The sequence below is a fragment of the Aquincola tertiaricarbonis genome (genome assembly GCF_000969605.1).
GTDB lineage: Bacteria > Pseudomonadota > Gammaproteobacteria > Burkholderiales > Burkholderiaceae_C > Aquincola > Aquincola tertiaricarbonis.
This window is the reverse complement of sequence record NZ_JZUE01000027.1, coordinates 46,649-66,335: the sequence shown is the minus strand read 5'-3', so window position 1 is coordinate 66,335 and position 19,687 is coordinate 46,649. Positions and strand designations below refer to the sequence as shown.

The window sequence follows — 19,687 nt, the reverse complement described above, 5'->3', positions numbered from 1 at the left end:
GCGGCGGCGCGCCGTTCCGCCCGGAAGGCGACCGCCGCCCGCCGTTCGAACGCGGCGCGCGGCCCGAACGCAATGACCGCAACGAGCGCCCCGCCCCGCTGCCGCCGGCCAGCAGCCGCCCGCCCGAGGGCGGCGAGCGCCCGCGCCGCAGCGGCCCGGCCGCCAGCTCCCCGCGTGCCGCCGAAGGCGACCGCCTGTCGAAGCGGCTGACGGCCATGGGCGTGGCCTCGCGCCGCGAGGCCGACGACTGGATCGACGCCGGCTGGGTGCGGGTGGACGGCAAGCCGGCCGTGCTCGGCCAGCGGGTGCGGCCGGAAGCGCGCATCGAGATCGACCCCGCCGCGCAGAAGCAGCAGGCGCAGCGCATGACGGTCATCCTCAACAAGCCGGTGGGCTACGTCAGCGGCCAGGCGGAAGACGGCTACGAGCCGGCCGTGGTGCTGGTCAAGCCGGAGAACCGCTGGAGCGAGGACAGCTCCGGCATCAGCTTCCACCCCGGCCACCTGCGCAGCCTGGTGCCCGCCGGGCGGCTGGACATCGACTCCACCGGCATGCTGGTGCTCACGCAGGACGGCCGCATCGCCAAGCACCTGATCGGCGAGGACTCCAACATCGAGAAGGAGTACCTGGTGCGGGTGGAATACGTGGGCAGCGCGCCCGACGGCAAGCTGCCCGACGACGACATGGAAAAGCTGCGCGGCGGCCTGTGGCTGGACGAGGTCAAGCTGCAGCCCGCCAAGGTGAGCTGGCAGAACGAGGACCAGCTGCGCGTGGTGCTGCGGGAAGGCCGCAAGCGCCAGATCCGCCGCATGTGCGAGGCCGTCGGCCTGAAGGTGGTGGGCCTGAAGCGCGTGCGCATCGGCAGCGTGGTGCTGGGCCAGCTGCCGCCGGGGCAGTGGCGCTACCTGCGCCGCGACGAACGCTTCTGAGCGCGGGCCCGACCTCCGGATGACGCCCTCTGCCCTTGCAGCAGGCTCGCGGCGCGCGGCCGCCATGTCGCCGGTCATCGCAGCCACGCTGCTGGCCCTGCTGCTGGGCCTGCAACCGCTGACCACCGACCTCTACCTGCCCGCGCTGCCGGCCCTGGCGCGCGGGCTGGGCGCCGGCATGCCGGCGGTGCAGCTCACGATGTCGGCGCTGATCCTCAGCTTCGGCGTGGCCCAGCTGTTCTGGGGCCCGGTGGCGGACCGCTATGGCCGCAAGCCGGTGCTGCGGGTGGCGCTCACGCTGTTCGCCGTGGCCAGCCTGGGTGCGGCGCTGGCGCCGAGCATCGGCGTGCTCACGGTGTGGCGTGCCGCGCAGGGCGCCTGCCTGGCCGCGGCCGTGGTGTGCGCGCGGGCGATGGTGCGCGACCTGTACGAGCCGGCCGAGGGGGCGCGGGTGATGTCGCTGGCGATGAGCGGGCTGGGCGTCATCGCCTTCAGCAGCCCGGTGGCCGGCGGCCTGCTCACCTCGGCCTTTGGCTGGCGCAGCACGCTGCTGGCGGTGGCGCTGTTCCTGGCGGGCGTGCTGGTGTTCGTGTGGCGGGTGCTGCCGGAAACCGCCCGCAGCCTGGACCCGCGGGCCCTGCAGGCGGCCAGCCTGGCCCGCACCGCGCGGCAGGTGGCGGCGCATCCCACCTTCTTCTCCTGGGCCTCGCTCACCGCCTGCACCTACGGCGGGCTGTTCGTGGTGCTGGCCTCGTCGTCCTTCGTCTACATCGAGGTGCTCGGCCTGACGGCTTCGCAGTACGGCCTGGCGCTGGGCGCGGGCTCGCTGGCCTACGTGGGCGGCACCTTCGCCTGCCGTCGGCTGCTGCTGCGCCACGGCCTGGCCGGCGCGGTGCAGCGCGGCGCCTTCTTCAGCCTGGCCGGCGGCCTGGGCATGGCGGCCCTGGCGGCGGCGGGCGTGCAGTCGGTGGCAGCGGTGCTCCTGCCGCAGTGCCTGTATGCGTTCGGCCACGGCATCCACCAGCCTTGCGGGCAGACGGGGGCGGTCAGCCCCTTCCCGCAGTCGGCCGGCGTGGCCGCGGCGCTGGCCGGCTTCGCGCTGGCGCTGGTGGCCTTCTGCGTCGGCCTGTGGCTGGGCCAGGCGCTGGACGGCACGGTGCGCCCGATGGCCTACGGCCTGGGCTTCTGGTCGGTGATGACGGCCACCGTCGCCTGGACCCTGGTGCCCCGCCACGGCGTGCTGCGCGCGGCATGAATCTGCCCGAGCAAGCGCCGCCGCCGCGGGCCGAGCGCCGGGCCGCCCCCAGCCGGCCCGCCATCCCCTCGGGGGATCGGCCGGCGCATTCGCCGGCCGCGGGGCTCCGCTGGATCGGCCTGGCAGGACCGACAGCGTCGGGCAAGACCGACGCGGCATTGGCGGTGGCGCAGGCGTTGCCTGTCGAGATAGTCAGCGTCGATTCCGCGCTGGTCTACCGCGGCATGGACATCGGCACCGCCAAGCCCGGCGCGGCCGAGCGGGCGGCGGTGCCGCACCACCTGATCGACCTGATCGACCCGCTGGAAGCCTATTCCGCCGCGCAGTTCGTGGCCGACGCGCGGCGGCTGATCGGCGAGATCGGCGCCCGCGGCCGCTGGCCACTGCTGGTGGGCGGCACGATGCTGTACTTCAAGGCGCTGATCGACGGCCTGGACGCCCTGCCCGCCGCCGACCCGGCGGTGCGCGCCGCGCTCGACGCCGAGGCGCTGGAACGCGGCTGGCCCGCGCTGCATGCCGAGCTGGCGCAGGTGGATCCGGCCACCGCCGCCCGCCTGCCGCCCACCGATGCCCAGCGCATCCAGCGTGCGCTGGAGGTGTGGCGCGCCACCGGCCGGCCGCTGTCCAGCTACCACCATGCCGGTGAGCGCGCCGCCGCCGACGACGGCGTGCTGATCAGCCTGGAGCCCGACGACCGCGCCTGGCTGCATGAGCGCATCGCCCGGCGCTTCGATGCGATGCTGGCCGCCGGCTTCATCGACGAGGTGCAGGCGCTGCGCGCCCGCGGCGACCTGCACACCGGCCTGCCCAGCATGCGCTGCGTGGGCTACCGGCAGGCCTGGGAATGCCTGGACGAAGGCGACTTGTCCCCGCTGCGCGAGCGCGGCATCGCCGCCACTCGGCAGCTGGCCAAGCGACAGCTCACCTGGCTGCGCGCCATGCCGTCCCGCCAGCGCATCGCCTGTGACTCGCCCGATGCGGCACGCCGGGTGCTGCAGGCCATCACCGCGCTCACCGGCGCCGCACAACCGCCCACAGTCCCCTGACGATGCTGCAGATCACCGACCTGGCCAAGCTCTACGGCGACACGCCGGTGTTCCAGCAGGTGAACCTGGCGGTAGCGCCGGGCGAGATGGTGGCGGTGCTGGGCGATTCCGGCGTGGGCAAGAGCACGCTGCTGAACTGCATCGCCGGGCTGGACACGCCCAGCCGCGGCAGCGTGCAGCTGGACGGCACCGAGATCACCACCCTGCCCGAGCCGGCGCAGGCGCGCTGGCGGCGGGCCAGGCTGGGCTTCGTGTTCCAGGCCTTCCATGTGCTGCCGCACCTCAGCGTGGCCGACAACGTGGCGCTGCCGCTGCTGCTGCAGGGCCGGCATGACGACGCCCGCGTGGCCGACATGCTGCGCGAGGTCGGCCTCGAAGGCCTGGGCGGCAGAGCGCCGCGCACCTTGTCGGGCGGCCAGTTGCAGCGGGTGGCCATCGCCCGCGCGCTGGTGCACCGGCCGGCGCTGGTGCTGGCCGACGAGCCCACCGGCAACCTCGACCCCGACACCGCCGAGCGGGTGATGGACCTGCTGGCCGCGCAGGTGCACGCGCAGGGCTCGGCCTGCGTGCTGGTGACCCATTCGGCCACCGCCGCCTCGCGCGCCGACCGCCGGCTGCGGCTGCGCCGCGACGGGATCGAGGAGGCGGCGTGACCGGCGCGTGGCCGCTGCTGCGCCAGCTCAGCCTGCCCGAATGGCGGGCGCATCCATGGCGGCATGCGGTGGCGCTGCTGGCGGTGGCGCTGGGCGTGGCGCTGGCGTTCTCGGTGCACCTCATCAACGGCTCGGCGCTGTCGGAGTTCTCGGCCGCCGTGCGTGCGGCCAACGGCGAGCCCGACCTGTCGCTGCGCTGCGCGGTGCGGGAAGGCTGCGCCGACACCCTGCTGGACGCCGTGGCCGCCGCCGACGGCGTGTCGCTGGCCACGCCGGTGGTGGAGGTGGACACCTATGCCTTCGCCGCGCCAGGCCCGGGGGCAGCCGGCGCCGCACCCGCGCGCATCGCGCTGCAGGTGCTGGGCATCGACGCGCTGCAGATCGCCGCCGTCGCGCCCGCCCTGCTGCCCCGCGCGGCCGACGGCCAGCCGCGCACGGCTTTTCTCGACCCCGACCGCATCTTCCTCAACCCCGCCGCGCAGCAGCGCCTGGGCGCCAAGCCCGGCGATGCGCTGCGGCTGCAGCGCGGCCTGGGCACCTTCACGCTGCAGGTGGCCGGCAGCGTGGCCGCTGGCGGCGGGCCGCTGGCGGTGATCGACATCGCCGGCGCGCAGCAGCATTTCGGGCTGATGGGCAAGCTCACGCGCATCGACCTGCGGCTGTCGGCCGGCGTGTCGTCGGCGCAGCTTCTGCAGCGGCTGGCGCTGCCGCCCGAGCTGACTGCCGCGGCGGCCGACGATGCGGCGCAGAAGGTGTCCAGCCTGTCGCGCGCCTACCGGGTGAATCTGACGGTGCTGGCGCTGGTGGCGCTGTTCGTCGGCGGCTTCCTGGTGTTCTCGGTGCTGGCGCTGTCGGTGGCGCAGCGCACGCCGGTGTTCGCGCTGCTGGGCGTGCTGGGCCTGGGCGCGGCCGAGCGGCGCCGGCTGGTGCTGCTGGAATGCCTGCTGGTGGGCGTGGCCGGCAGTGCCGTGGGCCTGCTGATGGGCACCGGCATGGCGCAGCTGGCGCTGCGCTGGCTGGCCGGCGACCTGGGCGGCGGCTACTTCCCGGGCGTGGCGCCGGCGCTGGCCTTCTCCTGGCCGGCGGCCGCGGCCTTCGGGGCGCTGGGCATCGTCGCGGCGATGGCGGGCGGCTGGGTGCCGGCCCGGCAGGCCGCGGCGCTGGCACCCGCCCAGGCGCTCAAGGGCCTGGGCGGCACCACCGGGCCGGCGCCTTCCCGCTGGCGGCCGGTGCTGCTGCTGGGCGCGGGCGCGCTGCTGGCGCTGCTGCCGCCCATCGGCGGCCTGCCGCTGGCAGCCTATGCGTCGGTGGCGGCGCTGCTGCTGGGCGGCATCGCCTGCGTCCCGCTGGCGGTGGATGCGCTGCTGGCGCTGCTGCATCCGCGGCGCTCGGCCCTGCTGCTGCTGGCGGTGGAACGGGCCCGCCATGAAAGCGCCACCGCCACCGTGGCCGTGGCCGGCGTGGTGGCCAGCCTGAGCCTGGCGGTGGCGCTGACGGTGATGGTGTCCAGCTTCCGCGAAGGGGTGTCGCAGTGGCTGGACAGCGTGCTGCCGGCCGACCTGTATGCCCGCACCGCGGCCAGCAGCGCCACCGCCGACCAGGCCTTCCTGCCGCCGGCCTTCGTCGAGGCCGCGGCGGCAGTGCCCGGCGTGGCGCGGGTGCAGGGCCTGCGGGTGCGGCCGATCTCGCTCTCGCCCGACCAGCCTTCGGTGAGCCTCATCGCCCGGCCGCTGGACCAGCCCGCCCAGCAGCTGCCGATGGTGGAGCCGCCGCGGCCGCTGGTGGCCGGTGAGATCGGCGCCTACGTCAGCGAGGCGATGGTGACGCTGTACGGCGCCGAGCCCGGCAGCCGGCTGCGCCTGCCCATCGGTGCCTCCAGCGGCGTGGAGGTGCGCGTGCTGGGCGTGTGGCGCGACTACGCCCGCCAGTTCGGCGCGGTCGCCATCGACCAGGCCGACTACCGCCGCCTGACGGGTGACACCCGCATCAACGACCTGGCGTTGTGGCTGGCGCGGGAAGCGCCGGTGGCCGAGGTGCAGACGGCGCTGCGGGCACTGGCGCCCGACCCGGCACTGATCGAGTTCGCGGTGCCGGCGCAGATCCGGGCGATGTCGCTGGCCATCTTCGACCGCAGCTTCGCGGTCACGCGCTACCTGCAGGCGCTGGCCATCGGCATCGGCCTGTTCGGCATCGCTGCCAGCTTCTCGGCGCAGGTGCTGGCGCGCCGGCGCGAATTCGGGCTGCTGGCGCACCTGGGCTTCACCCGGCGGCAGGTGATCGGCGTGGTGGCCGGCGAAGGTGCCGCCTGGACGGCCGCCGGCGCGCTGGTGGGCCTGGCGCTGGGGCTGCTGGTGTCGGTGGTGCTGGTGCATGTGGTCAACCCGCAGAGCTTCCACTGGACGATGGAGATGGTGCTGCCCTGGGGCCGGCTGGCCGCGCTGTGCGCCGCGGTGCTGGCCGCCGGCAGCGTGACGGCTGCGGTGAGCGCCCGCGCCGCCGCCTCTGGCGACGCGGTGCTGGCGGTGAAGGAGGACTGGTGATGGACCGCCGACGCCTGCTGCTGCGCTGGTGCGCGCTGGCCGGGCTGCCGCTGCCGACGGTGCTGCTGCCGGCCGCTGCCCAGGCCGCCATCGCGCCGCGGCCGCTGCAGTTTCCGCGCGACCACGGCGCCCATCCCGACAGCCGCACCGAGTGGTGGTACGCCACCGGCTGGCTGCAGGCCGACGGCGGCGCGCTCTTCGGCTTCCAGCTCACCTTCTTCCGCTCGCGCACCGACCTGGCGGCCGGCAACGCCAGCCGCTTTGCCGCGCGGCAGCTGCTGTTCGCGCATGCGGCGGTCAGCGACCTGGGCGCGCAGCGGCTGCTGCATGCCGAGCGCATCGGTCGCTGGAACGGCGATCCAGCGCAGCCGCGGGTGACCGCCTCGCTGGCCGACACCGACGTGCGCATCGACGACTGGCGCTTCCGCCGCGAGGGCCCGGCCGGGCGCAGCAGCTACCGCGCCCGGCTGGCCGATCGCGCCGCCGGCTTCGGCTTCGAGCTGGCGCTGGCCACCACGCAGCCGCTGCTGCTGCAGGGCGACCAAGGCTGGTCGCGCAAGGGGCCGAATGCCGACGAGGCCAGCCACTACTACTCGCAGCCGCAGCTGGCGGTCACCGGCACGCTGGCGGTGGGCGCGGGCGCTGCGCCGCTGCCGGTGCAGGGCCGCGCCTGGCTGGACCATGAATGGAGCGAGACGCTGCTCAATCCCGACGCCGTGGGCTGGGACTGGATCGGCATGAACCTGGACGACGGCAGTGCCCTCACCGCCTTCCAGCTGCGGCGGCGCGACGGCTCCGCGCTGTGGGCCGGCGGCAGCTTCCGTGCGGCCGGCGGCGCGGTGCGCGCCTTCGGACCCGACGAGGTGCGCTTCACCCCGGGCCGCGGATGGACCAGCCCGGCGACGCGCAGCAGCTATCCGGTGCAGTGGACGGTGGACACGCCGGCCGGCCGCTTCGAGGTGCGGGCGCTCATCGATGCGCAGGAGCTGGACAGCCGCGCGTCCACCGGCTCCATCTACTGGGAAGGCCTGAGCGACCTGCTGGACGCCGGCACGCAGCGCCGCGTGGGCCGCGGCTACTTGGAGATGACGGGCCGGGCCTCGCCGTTGCGCCTGGGCTGAATCGGCGCGGCGCGCACGCAGTTGCGGCCGGCGGCCTTGGCGGCGGCCAGCGCGCCTTCCACGTCGGCCATCAGCGCGTCCAGCGAGGTGTGGCTGGCGCCCATCGACGCGACGCCGATGCTGACGGTGGTGAACACGCTGGTGCCCTGCCAGTCGAGCCGCAGCGAGGCCACGTGCTCGCGGATGCGCTCGGCCACGTCCAGCGCGCCCAGCGGATCGGTCTGCGGCAGCAGCACGATCAGCGCCTCGCCGTCGGAGCGGGCCAGCACGTCGGCCTGGCGCAGCAGGCCGCCGGTCACGCGCACGATGTCGCGCAGCAGCGCGTCGCCGGCGGCATGGCCGTGGTGGTCGTTGATGCGGCGGAAGTGGTCGGCATCCACCAGCAGCACCGCGCCGTCGGCCTCGTAGCGGCGGCAGCGGGCCCATTCGCGCTCGGCCAGCAGCATGAAGTGCCGGCGGTTGAGCACGCCGGTGAGGTCGTCGCGGGTGGCCATCACCGTCACCCGCTGGTGCAGCTGCCGCAGCGACTGCACCAGTTGCGCCACCAGCAGCCCCAGCAGCCCGCCCACCGCCGCGGTGGCCAGGCCGGCGACGACGGCCACGGTGGCCCGGTCGGCAGCGCCCAGCAGCGTGGCGGCGGTGGCCGCGATGCCGGCGGCAGCCAGGCCACAGCCCACGCCCACCGGCAGCGCCACCGACCAAGGCCGGCTGCCCGGTACGCGGCGGTCCAGCCAACGCAGCCCGGCGGAATCGAAGGGCGAGTCGATCATGGCGAAGTCGTCAAAACGGGGGATTGATTCGACCACAAAGGCCACCCCGACGGGCTGTTTGCTGCTGCGCACAATGCCCCGAACATGCGCGCCAAACACCCCTAATTCCTCAGTGCGCGCCGCCGGCGTCCGCCCCTCCGCCGCCTTGCGGCCGGGCGGTGAACCAGATCATCACGATGAGCGCCAGGAACAGGAAGCTGGAGCCGTAGAAGATGTCGTCGGCCGCGCGGGTGAAAGCCTGCTGGTCGATCAGCCGGTTCACCTGCGCCAGCGCCTGCTGCGCATCCAGCCCCGCCGCGCCCAGCGTGCCCAGCACCTGCGTGCTGGCGACGCTGCCGGCGGTGATCTGCTCGGTCAGGTGCGCATGGTGCATGGCGGCGCGGTTCTCCCACAGCGTGGTGGCCACCGAGGTGCCGATGGCACCCGCGGTGATGCGCACGAAGTTGGACAGGCCCGCCGCCGCCGGCAGCCGCTGCGGCGCAATGCCCGACAGCGTGATGGTGGTCAGCGGGATGAAGAAGAAGGCCATCGCCGCGCCCTGGATCACCGTGGGGATCAGGATGGTGAGCTGGTCGGTCTGGGTGGTGAACTGCGAGCGCATCCACAGCACCAGCGCGAACACCACGAAGGCGCCGCTGGCCATCACCCGCGGGTCCCACTGCGCCACTTTCCTGCCCACCAGCGGCGACAGCAGGATGGCCAGCACGCCCACCGGCGCCAGCGCCATGCCGGCGGTGGTGGCGTTGTAGCCCATGTACTGCTGCAGCCACAGCGGCAGCAGCACCACGTTGCCGAAGAACAGGCCGTAGGCCACCGACAGCGACAGCGCGCCGAAGACGAAGTTGCGGCGGGCAAACAGGCGCAGGTCCACCACCGGGTGCTTGTCGGTCAGCTCCCAGATGATGAAGGCCGCCAGGCCCACCACCGCCACCACGCTCAGCAGCACGATCTGCCCGGAGGCGAACCAGTCCAGCTCCTTGCCCTTGTCCAGCGCGATCTGCATCGCGCCCACCCACAGCACCAGCAGGCCCAGGCCCACGCTGTCGATCGGCAGGCGCTTGCGCGGCGTCTCGCGCGTGCGGTAGATGCTCCACGTGAGGCCTGCCGCGAAGATGCCCACCGGCACGTTGATGTAGAAGATCCAGGGCCAGGCGATGTTGTCGGTGATCCAGCCGCCCAGCAGCGGCCCCACCACCGGCGCCACCAGCGTGGTCATGCCCCACAGCGCCAGCGCGGTGCCGGCCTTGGCCTTCGGATAGCTCGACAGCAACAGCGTCTGCGACAGCGGGATCATCGGCCCGGCCACCAGGCCCTGCAGCACGCGAAAGCCGATCAGCGCCTCCAGCGAAGGCGCCAGGCCGCACAGCCAGGAGGCCAGCACGAACAGCAGCACGCTGAGCGTGAACAGGCGCACCGCCCCGAAGCGCTGGGTGAGCCAGCCGGTCAGCGGCACCGAGATCGCATTGGCCACCGCGAAGCTGGTGATGACCCAGGTGCCCTGCGTGGGGCTGACGCCCAGGTCGCCGGCGATGGCCGGCAGCGACACGTTGGCAATCGACGTGTCCAGCACGTTCATGAAGGTGGCCAGCGACAGCGCCAGCGTGCCCAGCGCCAGCTGCGCGCCCTGCAGCGGCTGCGGCGCGGCCGGCGCGGCGGCCGGGCGGACCGGCGCCGGCGCGGCTGCGCCAGGCCCGGCGGCCAGGGAGGTGTCGGATGCCAAGGCGGGCTCCGGTCAGTGCGCGGCGGTGCCGGCGGACGAGGCGGCGCCGGCGCTGGCCACCCGCGCCACGGCGGGCGCGGCCGCCAGCCGCTTGCCCAGCTGCGAGGCCACGATGCGCCGCACTTCCTCGTCGGCCCGGGCATCGATGGCGTCGTACACCTGGGTCTGCACCTGCGTGGGCGTCTTGCCGGCATCGGCCAGCACCTTGCCGTCCTGCTGGGTGACGTCCACCGTCACGTCCATCGACAGGCCCACGCGCAGCGGATGCGCCTGCACTTCCTTCGGATCGAGCGCAATGCGCACCGGCACCCGCTGCACCACCTTGATCCAGTTGCCGGTGGCGTTCTGCGCCGGCAGCAGCGAGAAGGCCGAGCCGGTGCCGGCACCCAGGCCGACCACGGTGCCGTGGTACTCCACCTTGCTGCCGTAGACGTCGGCTTCCAGCGTGGCCGGCTGGCCGATGCGCAGCTTGCGCAGCTGGCCTTCCTTGAAGTTGGCATCCACCCAGGTGTCACCCAGCGACACCACCGACATCAGCGGCGCGCCGGCCTGCACACGCTGGCCCAGCTGCACGCTGCGGCGGGCGACGTAGCCGTCCACCGGCGCCAGCAGCTCGGTGCGCTGCGCGGCAAGAAAGGCCTCGCGCACCTGGGCCGCGGCGCGCTGCACGTTGGGGTGGTCTTCCACCGCGCTGCCATCGGTGAGCGCGACATTGGCCGCCAGCTGCTCGGCCGCGGCCACGCGGGCCGATTCGGCCGCCGCCACGGCGCTCTTCACCGCCGCCAGCTGCGACTGCGCATGGTTGAACTCCTCCTGCCCCACCGCGCCGGTGGCCAGCAGCGGGCGGCGGCGCTCCACGTCGTCCTGCGCGCGCTGCAGGTCGCTCCTGGCGCGGGCCACGTCGGCGTCGCGCAGCGCCACCTGCGCCTTCAGTGCCGCGTTGTTGGAGAACAGCGTGCGCACCTCGCGCACCGTCTGCGCCAGCTGCGCCTCGGCGCGGTCGAGCGCGACGCGGGCATCGGCCGGGTCGAGCTTGACCAGCGGCTGGCCGGCCTTCACGTAGTCGGTATCGTCGGCCTGGATGGCCAGCACGGTGCCGCCGATCTGCGGCGTGATCTGCACCACGTTGGCCTGCACGTAGGCGTTGTCGGTGTTCTCGAAGTGGCGGGCCACCTGCCAGTGGTGCACGCCCCAGGCGGCCGCGCCCAGCAGCACCACGCCGCCGAGGATCAGCAGGCCACGCTTGCGGGCCGGGCCGGCGGGCTGGGCCGCGTTGTCATGTGTGTCGCTCATCGGTACTGCTCTCGTGTAGGAGGCGCCGGCGTCCGCTGCGGACCGCGCGGCAGGGAAATTCAGTGCGCCACGGCCACGGTGGCGGCCGCGCCGGTCTCCCGCCAGCCACCGCCCAGGCCGCGCATCAGCAGGGCCTGGCTGTCCAGCGCGCGGGCCTTGAGCTCGGCGGCGATGCGACGCTGCGCCAGCACGTTGGTCTCGGCGCTCAGCACCACCAGGTAGGTGCCCAGGCCGGCGCGGTAGCGCTGCAGGGCCAGGTCGTAGGCGCTTTCGGCGGCGGCCTGGGCGGCCACCTGCTCCTGCTGCTGGCGCGCGATGGCCTGCAGCGAGGCCAGCTGGTCGGCCACCTCGCGCACGGCGGTCACCACCGCGCCGTTGTAGCTCTGCACCGCCGCGTCCAGGTCGGCGCCGCGGCCGCGCAGGTTGGCGCGCAGCCGGCCGGCGTCGAAGATCGGCAGCCGGATCGCCGGGCCGGCACCGGCCTGGCGGCTGCCGGCCTCGATCAGGTGTCCCAGCCCCAGCGCGCTGAAGCCGGCGAAGGCGGTGAGGTTGACGTCGGGATAGAACTCGGTGCGGGCCACGGCCACGTCCTGCGTGGCCGCTTCCACCCGCCAGCGGGCGGCGGCGATGTCGGGCCGGCGGCCCAGCAGGTCGGCGCCCAGCTGCGTGGGCAGCGCCTCCAGTTGCACCGGCGCCAGCGCCGGCTGCAGCCCGGCCAGCGCCTGGGGCGGCTGGGCGGTGAGCGCGGCCAGCTGGTTGCGGGCCAGGGCCATCTGCTCGTCCAGCCGGGCGATCTGCACCCGCGCTTCGGGCAGCGCGCCTTCGCCCTGGCGCAGTTCGACATGGGTGTCCAGCCCCGCGCCCACCCGCTGGCGCACCAGGCCCAGCGTCTCGTCGCGCTGGGCCAGGGCCCGCTGCGCCACGTCGCGCAGGGCCTGGGCACGGGCCAGGGCCACGTAGCTGCGCACCACGTCGGTGGCCAGCATCAGCCGGGCGGCATCGGCGTCGGCGCGGGCGGCACGTTCGCTGCCCAGGGCAGCTTCCAGTGCCGCGCGGTGGCGGCCGAAGAAGTCCAGCTCCCACGACAGGCCGGCCTGCAGCGTGGCATTGGTGCGGGTGGTGCCGGCCAGCGGCTGAGGCACCAGGCCGTTCTCGGTGTAGCGCTGGCGGGTGGCCTCGGCGCTCAGCGTGGCGTTGGGCCGGTCGGCGGCGCGGGCGTCGTCGATGGCGGCACCGGCACGGGCCACCCGCGCCGCGGCCACCTGCAGGCTGGGGCTGTCGGCCAGGGCCTTGTCGACGAGCGCGTCCAGCGCGGGATCGCCGAAGGCCTGCCACCAGCGCGGCTGCACCTCGGGCAGGGCCGCGTCGGCGACCAGGCCCACGCGGGCGGGCGCCAGGGCCTGGGCGGGCGGCGGCATCGCACCCGGGCTGGCGCAGCCGGCCACCAGCAGCACTGCGGAGGCCACCGCCAACGCGGCGGTCAGCGTGGTCAGCGAGGTGGACTTGCGCGGCAGCGCGCGCTGCAGCAGGCACTGCGCCAGGCACAGCGGGCCGGCGCCGTGGCAATCGGGATGGGAATGGCGGAGGTTCACGGCAGAGCTTTCGTTGGTTCTTTCAGGCCGCGGCGTCGCCGCCGTCGGCTTCGCGCAGCGCGTCGCCGTTGCGCACCATGCGGCGCAGCAGCGACAGCAGCAGCTGCCATTCGTCAGGGCTGAAACCGGCCAGGTGGTTGTTGAACACCTCGGCCAGCACCGGCACCACCAGCGCGGCCAGGCGTTCGCCCTCCTCGGTGAGCGCCAGGTTGACCACGCGGCGGTCTGTGGCGCTGCGCACGCGGGCCACCATGCCCTTGGCTTCCAGGCGGTCCAGCGAGCGGGTCATGGCGCCGGCGTCGGTCTGCAGGTCACGCGCCAGGCCGGCGACGGTGCAGCCATGGCCGGTCTTGAGCTTCATCAGCGCCACCCACTGCACATGGGTCAGGCCGTGCTCGGCCAGGCGTCGGTCGGCCTGCAGCGCGATGGACTGCATCACCCGCTTGAACAGCATGCCCAGGCTGTCTTCCGGCACCCAGGCATCCGCGCGGTAGAAGTCGGCGGCGAGGGTGGCGGCGTTCTCCAAAGCGGGAGCGGCAGCGGGTTCAGCGGGTTTGACCATGGGCGGGATAATACGTGCCTAGGCAATCATTGTCAAGGCAGTAGCTGCTTGGGCACCGATTGCCCAGGCAGTGTTTGCCGAGGCGGGCTTTTGCGCCAGCGCAGCATGCGCCCTGCCCCTGCTGCCTACACTGCGCCCGGTGCGCTGCCCGAATCCACGCGGCTGCGCCGCTCGTCCATTGCCTCGTCGCCTGCCTTCTTCCGTGTCCGCCTCCCCGCCCACCGCCACCGTTTCCCCCGCCGCCGCCCCGGCTCCCGCTGAGGCCACCTTGCCACCCAAGCGGCCGGTGCGGGCGCTGCGCGCACTGCTGCCCTTCATGCGGCCCTACCGCACCCGCATTGCGCTGGCCGGCTTGTTCCTGCTGCTGGCGGCGGCCACCACGCTGGCCTTTCCGCTGGCGCTTCGGCAGTTGATCGACCAGGGCCTGGTGCCCTCGGACCGCGGCCAGCAGGTGCTGGCGCTGCGGGACCATTTCCTGGCGCTGTTCGCCGTTGGCGCGGCGCTGGGCGTGTTCTCCGGCGCGCGCTTCTACCTGGTGAGCTGGCTGGGCGAGCGCATCGCCGCCGACCTGCGCGACGCGGTGTACGGCCATGTGGTGCGGCAAAGCCCCGAGTTCTTCGAGAGCACCCGCACGGGTGAAGTGCTCAGCCGCCTGACCACCGACACCACGCTGGTGCAGACGGTGGTGGGCTCCAGCCTGTCGCTGGGCCTGCGCAACACGCTGATGGGCAGCGGCGCGCTGCTGATGCTCATCATCACCAACCCCTGGGTGATGACGCAGGTGCTGGGCATCCTGGTGCTGGTGGTGGCGCCGGCGCTGTACTTCGGGCGCCGGGTACGCCGGCTCAGCCGCGCCAGCCAGGACCGCATCGCCGACAGCAGCGCCATCGCCGCCGAGGTGCTGAACGCCATCCCCATCGTGCAGAGCTACACCCAGGAGCAGCGCGAGTCCGCCCGCTTTGCCGAGGCCACCGAGGCCGCCTTCGACACCGCGCGCCGGCGCTCGCGGGTGCGGGCCCTGCTGGTGGCCTTCATCATCAGCGCCACCTTCGGCGCGCTGCTGTGGGGCCTGTATCAGGGCACGCAGGCGGTGCTGGCCGGCACCATCACCGCCGGGCACCTGGGGCAGACGGTGGTGTTCATCATCCTGTTCATCGGCAGCGTGGCCGCGCTGAGCGAGGTGTACGGCGACCTGCAGCGTGCCGCCGGCGCCACCGAGCGGCTGATGGAACTGCTGGCCGCCCGCTCGCCGGTGCGCGACCCGGCGCAGCCGCGGCCGCTGCCCGCGGTGGCCGGCGGCTCGGCGGTGGCGCTGCAGCAGCTGCAGTTCCACTATCCGTCGCGGCCCGGCCAACCCTCGCTGGTCGACTTCACGCTGGAGGTGCGCCCCGGCGAGACGGTGGCCCTGGTGGGGCCCAGCGGCGCGGGCAAGAGCACGGTGTTCCAGCTGCTGCTGCGCTTCTACGACGCGCAGCGCGGCCGGGTGCTGATCGACGGCGTGCCGGTGGCCGAGACGTCGATGCATGCGTTGCGCGAGCGCGTGGGCATCGTGCCGCAGGACAGCGTGATCTTCTCGACGAGTGCGCTGGAGAACATCCGCTACGGCCGGCCCGAGGCCACCGACGCCGAGGTGCAGGCCGCCGCCCGGGCAGCTTATGCGCACGACTTCCTGATGGCGCTGCCCGAGGGCTACGACACCTACCTGGGCGAGCGCGGCGTGCGGCTGTCCGGCGGCCAGCGGCAGCGCATCAGCATCGCCCGCGCCATCCTGAAGAATCCGCCGCTGCTGCTGCTGGACGAGGCCACCAGCGCGCTGGACGCCGAGAGCGAGCGCGTGGTGCAAGCCGCACTGGAAAGCGCGATGGCCAACCGCACCACGCTGGTCATCGCCCACCGGCTGGCCACGGTGCAGCGCGCCGACCGCATCGTGGTGATGGACGCCGGCCGCATCGTCGACATGGGCACCCATGCCGAGCTGATCCAGCGCGGCGGGTTGTATGCCCGGCTGGCGGCGATGCAGTTCCACCACGAAGGCGTGCCATCGGACCGGGTCGGACATGTCCCACGTACCCCACGGGCCGGATCCGATGGCCCCGCCACCTTGTAACGGTGAGACTCGGCAGCGCCGCCACGGCGTTTCGCCGAGCGGCCATGACAAGGAGCCTTCCATGAAGAGAACGATGAACTTCCGCCCCGCCATCGTGGCGCTGGGCGCCGCCGCGGTGCTGATCACCGGCTGCGCGGACATGAGCCAGACCAGCCGCGACACCGCCAAGGGCGCGGGCATCGGCGCGGGCGCCGGCGCGGTGCTGGGCGGCCTGACCGGCGGGCGTAGCGGCGCCGGCACCGGTGCGGTGGTGGGCGGCGCGGTGGGTGCCATCGCCGGCAACATCTGGTCCAAGCGCATGCAGGAGAAGCAGGCCGCGATGGAGAAGGCCACGCAGGGCACTGGCATCGACGTGGCCCGCACGCCCAACAACGAGCTGAAGGTCAACATCCCCAGCGACTTCTCGTTCGACGTCGGCAGCGCCGCCATCAAGCCGGCGATGCGCCCGGTGCTGGACCAGTTCGCCCAGGGCCTGGACCCGGCGATGCGCGTGCGTGTGATCGGCCACACCGACGCCACCGGCAGCGATGCGGTGAACGATCCGCTGTCGCGCGAGCGTGCCTACAGCGTGCAGCAGTACCTGAGCACCCGCGGCGTGCAGGGCAGCCGCATCAGCACCGAAGGCATGGGCGCCCGCCAGCCGGTGGCCGACAACACCAGCGCCGACGGCCGCGCCCGCAACCGCCGGGTGGAGATCTACCTGACGGACACGCAGTCCTGACCTGAGCAGAGCGAAGGGACTATGCGCCGGTGCCTCGGTGGTGAGACTCCACCAAGAACAGCATCGGCGCTGTCAGCTGCCATTGCGGTACCGGCGACGGATCAGGATGCCAGTACTTGCCCGCCTGTATGGCCGCCTCCTCACTGTCCAGATCGCTGAGCGCAGGGACGATCTTGATGAGCCGTTCCGGTCCGTCCAGAACGAAACTCTGAACTTGCTGGCGCTTCAGATACTCAACGTCGATGCGCATGGCGCGCAAGCTGTCGTCCATATGCGGCCCTCGCTTGGCAGGATCCTTCTCGTGCCCTTGAATTCGGCCGCCCGAGAAGTGGGTATAGCCGCCGAAGACGAACTCGTTCGGAGTCGGCACGCGTTCCTTCATGGTCAGCACGTACCAGCCGTAGCGCAACCTCCCGGGCTGGTAGCCGACACGCCGCTCCAACTCCACGCCGTTGGACAGACTGCCCAGCATCAGGCGTCGGGTGAAGAATCCCTTTCGGCGGATCAGGCTGCCGACCGCGAGCCGCTCCAGCACCGGTTCGATATCGTTCATCAGCGCCCCCCATGACGCGACTGTGTCGGACATGCCGGAAGCGAACATCCCCAACACGTACGAGCACGCTTTCAGCACGGCGAATGAGCGCGCTGAAGGCGCGCCACAATCCGGCAACGCCGCACGACGCGGCCGCCTCCGGAGCCCCTGTTGAACGCCGCGAATACCGCCCGCCCCGTGCGCACTCAGTACGAAGACTTCATGCGCCATGTGTTCGAGCACGGCGTGAGCAAGACGGACCGCACCGGGACCGGCACGCGCAGCGTGTTCGGCCACCAGATGCGCTTTGACCTGGCGGAAGGCTTTCCGCTGGTCACCACCAAGAAGGTGCACCTGAAATCCATCATCCTGGAACTGCTGTGGTTCCTGCGCGGCGACGGCAATGCCCGCTGGCTGCAGGAACGCGGCGTGTCGATCTGGGACGAATGGGCCGCCGACAACGGCGACCTGGGTCCGGTCTACGGCGTGCAGTGGCGCGCCTGGCCCACGCCCGACGGCGGCCACATCGACCAGATCGCCGAGGTGGTCAAGCAGCTCAAGACCAACCCCGACAGCCGCCGCATCATCGTCAGCGCCTGGAACGTGGCCGACCTGTCGAAGATGGCGCTGATGCCCTGCCATGCCTTCTTCCAGTTCTACGTGGCCGAAGGCCGCTTGAGCTGCCAGCTCTACCAACGCAGCGCCGACATCTTCCTGGGCGTGCCCTTCAACATCGCCAGCTATGCGCTGCTCACCCACATGCTGGCCCAGCAGTGCGACCTGCAGGTGGGCGACTTCGTCTGGACCGGCGGCGACTGCCACATCTACAACAACCACTTCGAGCAGGTGCGCACGCAGCTGGCCCGCACGCCGCACCCCTACCCGGTGCTGCACATCAAGCGCCGGCCGCCGTCGATCTTCGACTACGAGTACGAGGACTTCGAGGTGCTGGATTACCAGCATCACGCACCCATCAAGGCCCCGGTGGCGGTGTGAGCGCGGCCATGCCCACGCCCAGGATCTCGCTCATCGCCGCCGTCGCCCGCAACGGCGTCATCGGCCGCGACGGCGCCATGCCCTGGCACCTGCCGGAAGACTTCGCTCACTTCCGCAGGACCACGATGGGCCACCCGGTGATCATGGGCCGGCGCACCTGGGACTCGCTGCCGCCGCGCTTCCGGCCACTGCCCGGCCGCACCAACATCGTGGTGACGCGCCAGCCGCAGTGGCAGGCCGAAGGGGCCGTGCGCTGCGGCTCGATGGCCGAGGCCATCGCCGCGGCCAGGCCGGCCGACAAGGCCTTCGTCATCGGCGGTGCCGAGTTGTATAGCCAAGCGCTGCTGGTGGCCGACGAACTGGTGCTCACCGAGCTCGATGCCGACTTCGACGGCGACACCCGCTTTCCGCGCTTCGAGGGCGCCTTCGTGCCCGTCTCGCGCGAGGTTCACCAGGCCGCCGAGCCCAACCACTTCGGCTACGCCTTCGTCACCTACCAGCGCCGCTCAGGGTAAGCACCGGTCCGCTGCTTTGCGATGACAATCCCGCCCCGCAAGAGGAGCGAGATCACGATGAGCAGCAGTTTGTTTCCGCGTTGGACCCTGAAGACCACCGGCGAGGTGGCGCCCGATGAACGCCTGCCCGGCGGCCAGACCCTGGTAATGGGCATCCAGCATGTGGTGGCCATGTTCGGCAGCACCGCGCTGGCGCCCATCCTGATGGGCTTCGACCCCAACACGTCCATCTTCTTCTCGGGCATCGGCACGCTGCTGTTCTTCCTGCTCACCGGCGGGCGGCTGCCCAGCTACCTGGGCTCCAGCTTCGCCTTCATCGGCGTGGTGATCGCGGCCACCGGTTATGCCGGCAGCGGGCCCAATGCCAACATCGGCCTCGCGCTGGGCGGCATCATCGCCGCGGGCATCGTCTACATCCTGATCGGCCTGGTGGTGCAGATGCTGGGCACCGGCTGGATCGAGCGGCTGATGCCGCCGGTGGTCACCGGCACGGTGGTGGCCGCCATCGGCCTGAACCTGGCACCAGTGGCCATCAAGAGCCTGGGCGCCACGCCCTTCGAGGTGACGGTGGGCCTGCTCACCGCGCTGGCGGTGGGCCTGATCGCGGTGCGCACCTCGGGCGTGCCGGCACGGCTGCCCATCCTGCTGGGCGCGCTCGCGGGCTACCTGCTGTACGCCATCGGCGCCAACGGCCTGGGCTGGGGCAAGCCGATCGACTTCAGCAGCGTGGGCCAGGCCGCCTGGTTCGGCTGGCCGAAGTTCTCCGCGCCGGTGTTCGACGTGTCGGCCATGGCGCTGATCGCGCCGGTGGCGGTGATCCTGGTGGCCGAGAACCTGGGCCATGTGAAGGCGCTGGCCGCGATGACCGGCCGCAACTTCGACCCGCTGATCGGCCGCGCCTTCATCGCCGACGGCCTGGCCACGGTGGTCTCGGGCGCCGGTGGCGGCACCGGCGTCACCACCTATGCCGAGAACATGGGCGTGATGGCGGTCACCCGCATCTATTCCACGCTGGTGTTCGTGGTGGCGGCCTTCGTGGCGCTGCTGCTGGGCTTCTCGCCCAAGTTCGGCGCGCTGATCCTCACGCTGCCGGTGCCGGTGATCGGCGGCCTGGCGCTGGTGGTGTTCGGCCTGATCGCGGCCACCGGCGGCCGCATCTGGGTGATGAACAAGGTGGACTTCTCCAAGCCCGGCAACCTGATCGTGGCCGGCACCGCGCTCACCGCCGGTGCGGGCGACCTCACGCTGTCGATCGCCGGCTTCAAGATGGGCGGCATCGGCACGGCCACCTTCGGCGCCATCGCGCTGTACCACCTGCTGCGCGACAAGCGCTGA

General features: G+C 72.7%; 17 protein-coding genes. 11 read left to right on the top strand and 6 right to left on the bottom strand.

Annotated features, from left to right (window positions below):
* From VO99_RS23490 to VO99_RS23465, 6 genes are all read left to right on the top strand, one after another.
* Positions 1-929: pseudouridine synthase (locus VO99_RS23490; RefSeq protein ID WP_232315489.1), on the top strand; the 929-nt coding region annotated here is incomplete at its 5' end.
* Positions 930-993: 64 nt separating this feature from the next.
* The gene (locus VO99_RS23485) at positions 994-2,184 is read left to right on the top strand and encodes a Bcr/CflA family efflux MFS transporter (RefSeq protein WP_232315488.1); all 1,191 of its coding nucleotides are present in this window, start codon (positions 994-996) and stop codon (positions 2,182-2,184) included.
* Positions 2,181-3,230 (top strand): tRNA (adenosine(37)-N6)-dimethylallyltransferase MiaA, encoded by a 1,050-nt coding sequence (gene miaA, locus VO99_RS23480; RefSeq protein ID WP_083440871.1) that lies wholly within the window; start codon positions 2,181-2,183, stop codon positions 3,228-3,230. Before VO99_RS23485 ends, miaA begins: the two co-directional genes overlap by 4 nt.
* A gap of 2 nt (positions 3,231-3,232) precedes the next feature.
* On the top strand, positions 3,233-3,883 hold the full coding sequence (locus tag VO99_RS23475; protein WP_046115375.1) for an ABC transporter ATP-binding protein: 651 nt from the start codon (positions 3,233-3,235) through the stop codon (positions 3,881-3,883).
* On the top strand, positions 3,880-6,423 hold the full coding sequence (locus tag VO99_RS23470) for an FtsX-like permease family protein (RefSeq protein WP_046115374.1): 2,544 nt from the start codon (positions 3,880-3,882) through the stop codon (positions 6,421-6,423). Before VO99_RS23475 ends, VO99_RS23470 begins: the two co-directional genes overlap by 4 nt.
* A complete protein-coding gene (locus VO99_RS23465) occupies positions 6,423-7,544 on the top strand; it encodes a lipocalin-like domain-containing protein (protein WP_083440870.1) in 1,122 nt (373 codons plus the stop codon). Before VO99_RS23470 ends, VO99_RS23465 begins: the two co-directional genes overlap by 1 nt.
* Here the strand turns inward: VO99_RS23465 and VO99_RS23460 are convergent.
* The 5 genes from VO99_RS23460 to VO99_RS23440 all read right to left on the bottom strand — a co-directional run bounded on the left by VO99_RS23460 (position 7,499) and on the right by VO99_RS23440 (position 13,481).
* On the bottom strand, positions 7,499-8,314 hold the full coding sequence (locus VO99_RS23460) for a GGDEF domain-containing protein (RefSeq protein ID WP_052736575.1): 816 nt from the start codon (positions 8,312-8,314) through the stop codon (positions 7,499-7,501). The genes VO99_RS23465 and VO99_RS23460 overlap by 46 nt on opposite strands.
* 109 nt (positions 8,315-8,423) lie before the next feature.
* Positions 8,424-10,034, bottom strand: a complete 1,611-nt coding sequence (locus VO99_RS23455) for a DHA2 family efflux MFS transporter permease subunit (RefSeq protein WP_046115373.1) — start codon at positions 10,032-10,034, stop codon at positions 8,424-8,426.
* A 12-nt stretch (positions 10,035-10,046) separates the two neighbouring features.
* On the bottom strand, positions 10,047-11,327 hold the full coding sequence (locus tag VO99_RS23450; protein ID WP_046115372.1) for an HlyD family secretion protein: 1,281 nt from the start codon (positions 11,325-11,327) through the stop codon (positions 10,047-10,049).
* 59 nt (positions 11,328-11,386) lie between these two features.
* Positions 11,387-12,853 (bottom strand): efflux transporter outer membrane subunit, encoded by a 1,467-nt coding sequence (locus VO99_RS23445; protein ID WP_375136417.1) that lies wholly within the window; start codon positions 12,851-12,853, stop codon positions 11,387-11,389.
* A gap of 88 nt (positions 12,854-12,941) precedes the next feature.
* Positions 12,942-13,481 carry a MarR family winged helix-turn-helix transcriptional regulator gene (locus tag VO99_RS23440; RefSeq protein WP_046115371.1) on the bottom strand — a complete coding sequence of 180 codons (540 nt, stop codon included), beginning with the start codon at positions 13,479-13,481 and terminating at the stop codon, positions 12,942-12,944.
* A gap of 316 nt (positions 13,482-13,797) precedes the next feature.
* On the opposite strand from VO99_RS23440, the gene VO99_RS23435 reads away from it, so the two are divergent.
* Positions 13,798-15,588: an ABC transporter transmembrane domain-containing protein gene (locus VO99_RS23435; RefSeq protein WP_083440873.1), complete on the top strand. Its 1,791-nt coding sequence runs from the start codon at positions 13,798-13,800 to the stop codon at positions 15,586-15,588.
* A 61-nt stretch (positions 15,589-15,649) separates the two neighbouring features.
* Positions 15,650-16,309, top strand: coding sequence for a YiaD family glycine zipper/OmpA-like lipoprotein (locus tag VO99_RS23430; protein WP_157039733.1), 660 nt, complete (start codon positions 15,650-15,652; stop codon positions 16,307-16,309).
* Positions 16,310-16,328: 19 nt separating this feature from the next.
* Here VO99_RS23430 and VO99_RS23425 read toward each other — a convergent pair whose 3' ends face one another.
* Positions 16,329-16,862 (bottom strand): hypothetical protein, encoded by a 534-nt coding sequence (locus VO99_RS23425; RefSeq protein WP_157039732.1) that lies wholly within the window; start codon positions 16,860-16,862, stop codon positions 16,329-16,331.
* Positions 16,863-17,063: 201 nt separating this feature from the next.
* Here VO99_RS23425 and VO99_RS23420 point away from each other — a divergent pair, with 201 nt between their 5' ends.
* Genes VO99_RS23420 through VO99_RS23410 form a run of 3 tightly spaced genes read left to right on the top strand, consistent with a single transcriptional unit; the run spans position 17,064 to position 19,687 of the window.
* Positions 17,064-17,837: a thymidylate synthase gene (locus VO99_RS23420; RefSeq protein ID WP_046115382.1), complete on the top strand. Its 774-nt coding sequence runs from the start codon at positions 17,064-17,066 to the stop codon at positions 17,835-17,837.
* An 8-nt stretch (positions 17,838-17,845) separates the two neighbouring features.
* On the top strand, positions 17,846-18,352 hold the full coding sequence (locus VO99_RS23415; RefSeq protein WP_046115381.1) for a dihydrofolate reductase: 507 nt from the start codon (positions 17,846-17,848) through the stop codon (positions 18,350-18,352).
* A 57-nt stretch (positions 18,353-18,409) separates the two neighbouring features.
* Entirely contained in the window at positions 18,410-19,687 is a 1,278-nt protein-coding gene (locus VO99_RS23410) for a solute carrier family 23 protein (RefSeq protein ID WP_046115367.1), read from the top strand.

Excerpts from the sequence above, each read along its gene's own strand:
- VO99_RS23450 (WP_046115372.1), bottom strand. The coding sequence starts at position 11,327 with ATGAGCGACACACATGACAACGCGGCCCAGCCCGCCGGCCCGGCCCGC.
- VO99_RS23415 (WP_046115381.1), top strand. The coding sequence starts at position 17,846 with ATGCCCACGCCCAGGATCTCGCTCATCGCCGCCGTCGCCCGCAACGGC.
- VO99_RS23475 (WP_046115375.1), top strand. The coding sequence starts at position 3,233 with ATGCTGCAGATCACCGACCTGGCCAAGCTCTACGGCGACACGCCGGTG.
- VO99_RS23460 (WP_052736575.1), bottom strand. The coding sequence starts at position 8,314 with ATGATCGACTCGCCCTTCGATTCCGCCGGGCTGCGTTGGCTGGACCGC.
- VO99_RS23410 (WP_046115367.1), top strand. The coding sequence starts at position 18,410 with ATGAGCAGCAGTTTGTTTCCGCGTTGGACCCTGAAGACCACCGGCGAG.
- VO99_RS23465 (WP_083440870.1), top strand. The coding sequence starts at position 6,423 with ATGGACCGCCGACGCCTGCTGCTGCGCTGGTGCGCGCTGGCCGGGCTG.
- miaA (WP_083440871.1), top strand. The coding sequence starts at position 2,181 with ATGAATCTGCCCGAGCAAGCGCCGCCGCCGCGGGCCGAGCGCCGGGCC.
- VO99_RS23420 (WP_046115382.1), top strand. The coding sequence starts at position 17,064 with ATGCGCCATGTGTTCGAGCACGGCGTGAGCAAGACGGACCGCACCGGG.
- VO99_RS23430 (WP_157039733.1), top strand. The coding sequence starts at position 15,650 with ATGAAGAGAACGATGAACTTCCGCCCCGCCATCGTGGCGCTGGGCGCC.
- VO99_RS23435 (WP_083440873.1), top strand. The coding sequence starts at position 13,798 with ATGCGGCCCTACCGCACCCGCATTGCGCTGGCCGGCTTGTTCCTGCTG.
- VO99_RS23440 (WP_046115371.1), bottom strand. The coding sequence starts at position 13,481 with ATGGTCAAACCCGCTGAACCCGCTGCCGCTCCCGCTTTGGAGAACGCC.
- VO99_RS23485 (WP_232315488.1), top strand. The coding sequence starts at position 994 with ATGTCGCCGGTCATCGCAGCCACGCTGCTGGCCCTGCTGCTGGGCCTG.
- VO99_RS23425 (WP_157039732.1), bottom strand. The coding sequence starts at position 16,862 with ATGAACGATATCGAACCGGTGCTGGAGCGGCTCGCGGTCGGCAGCCTG.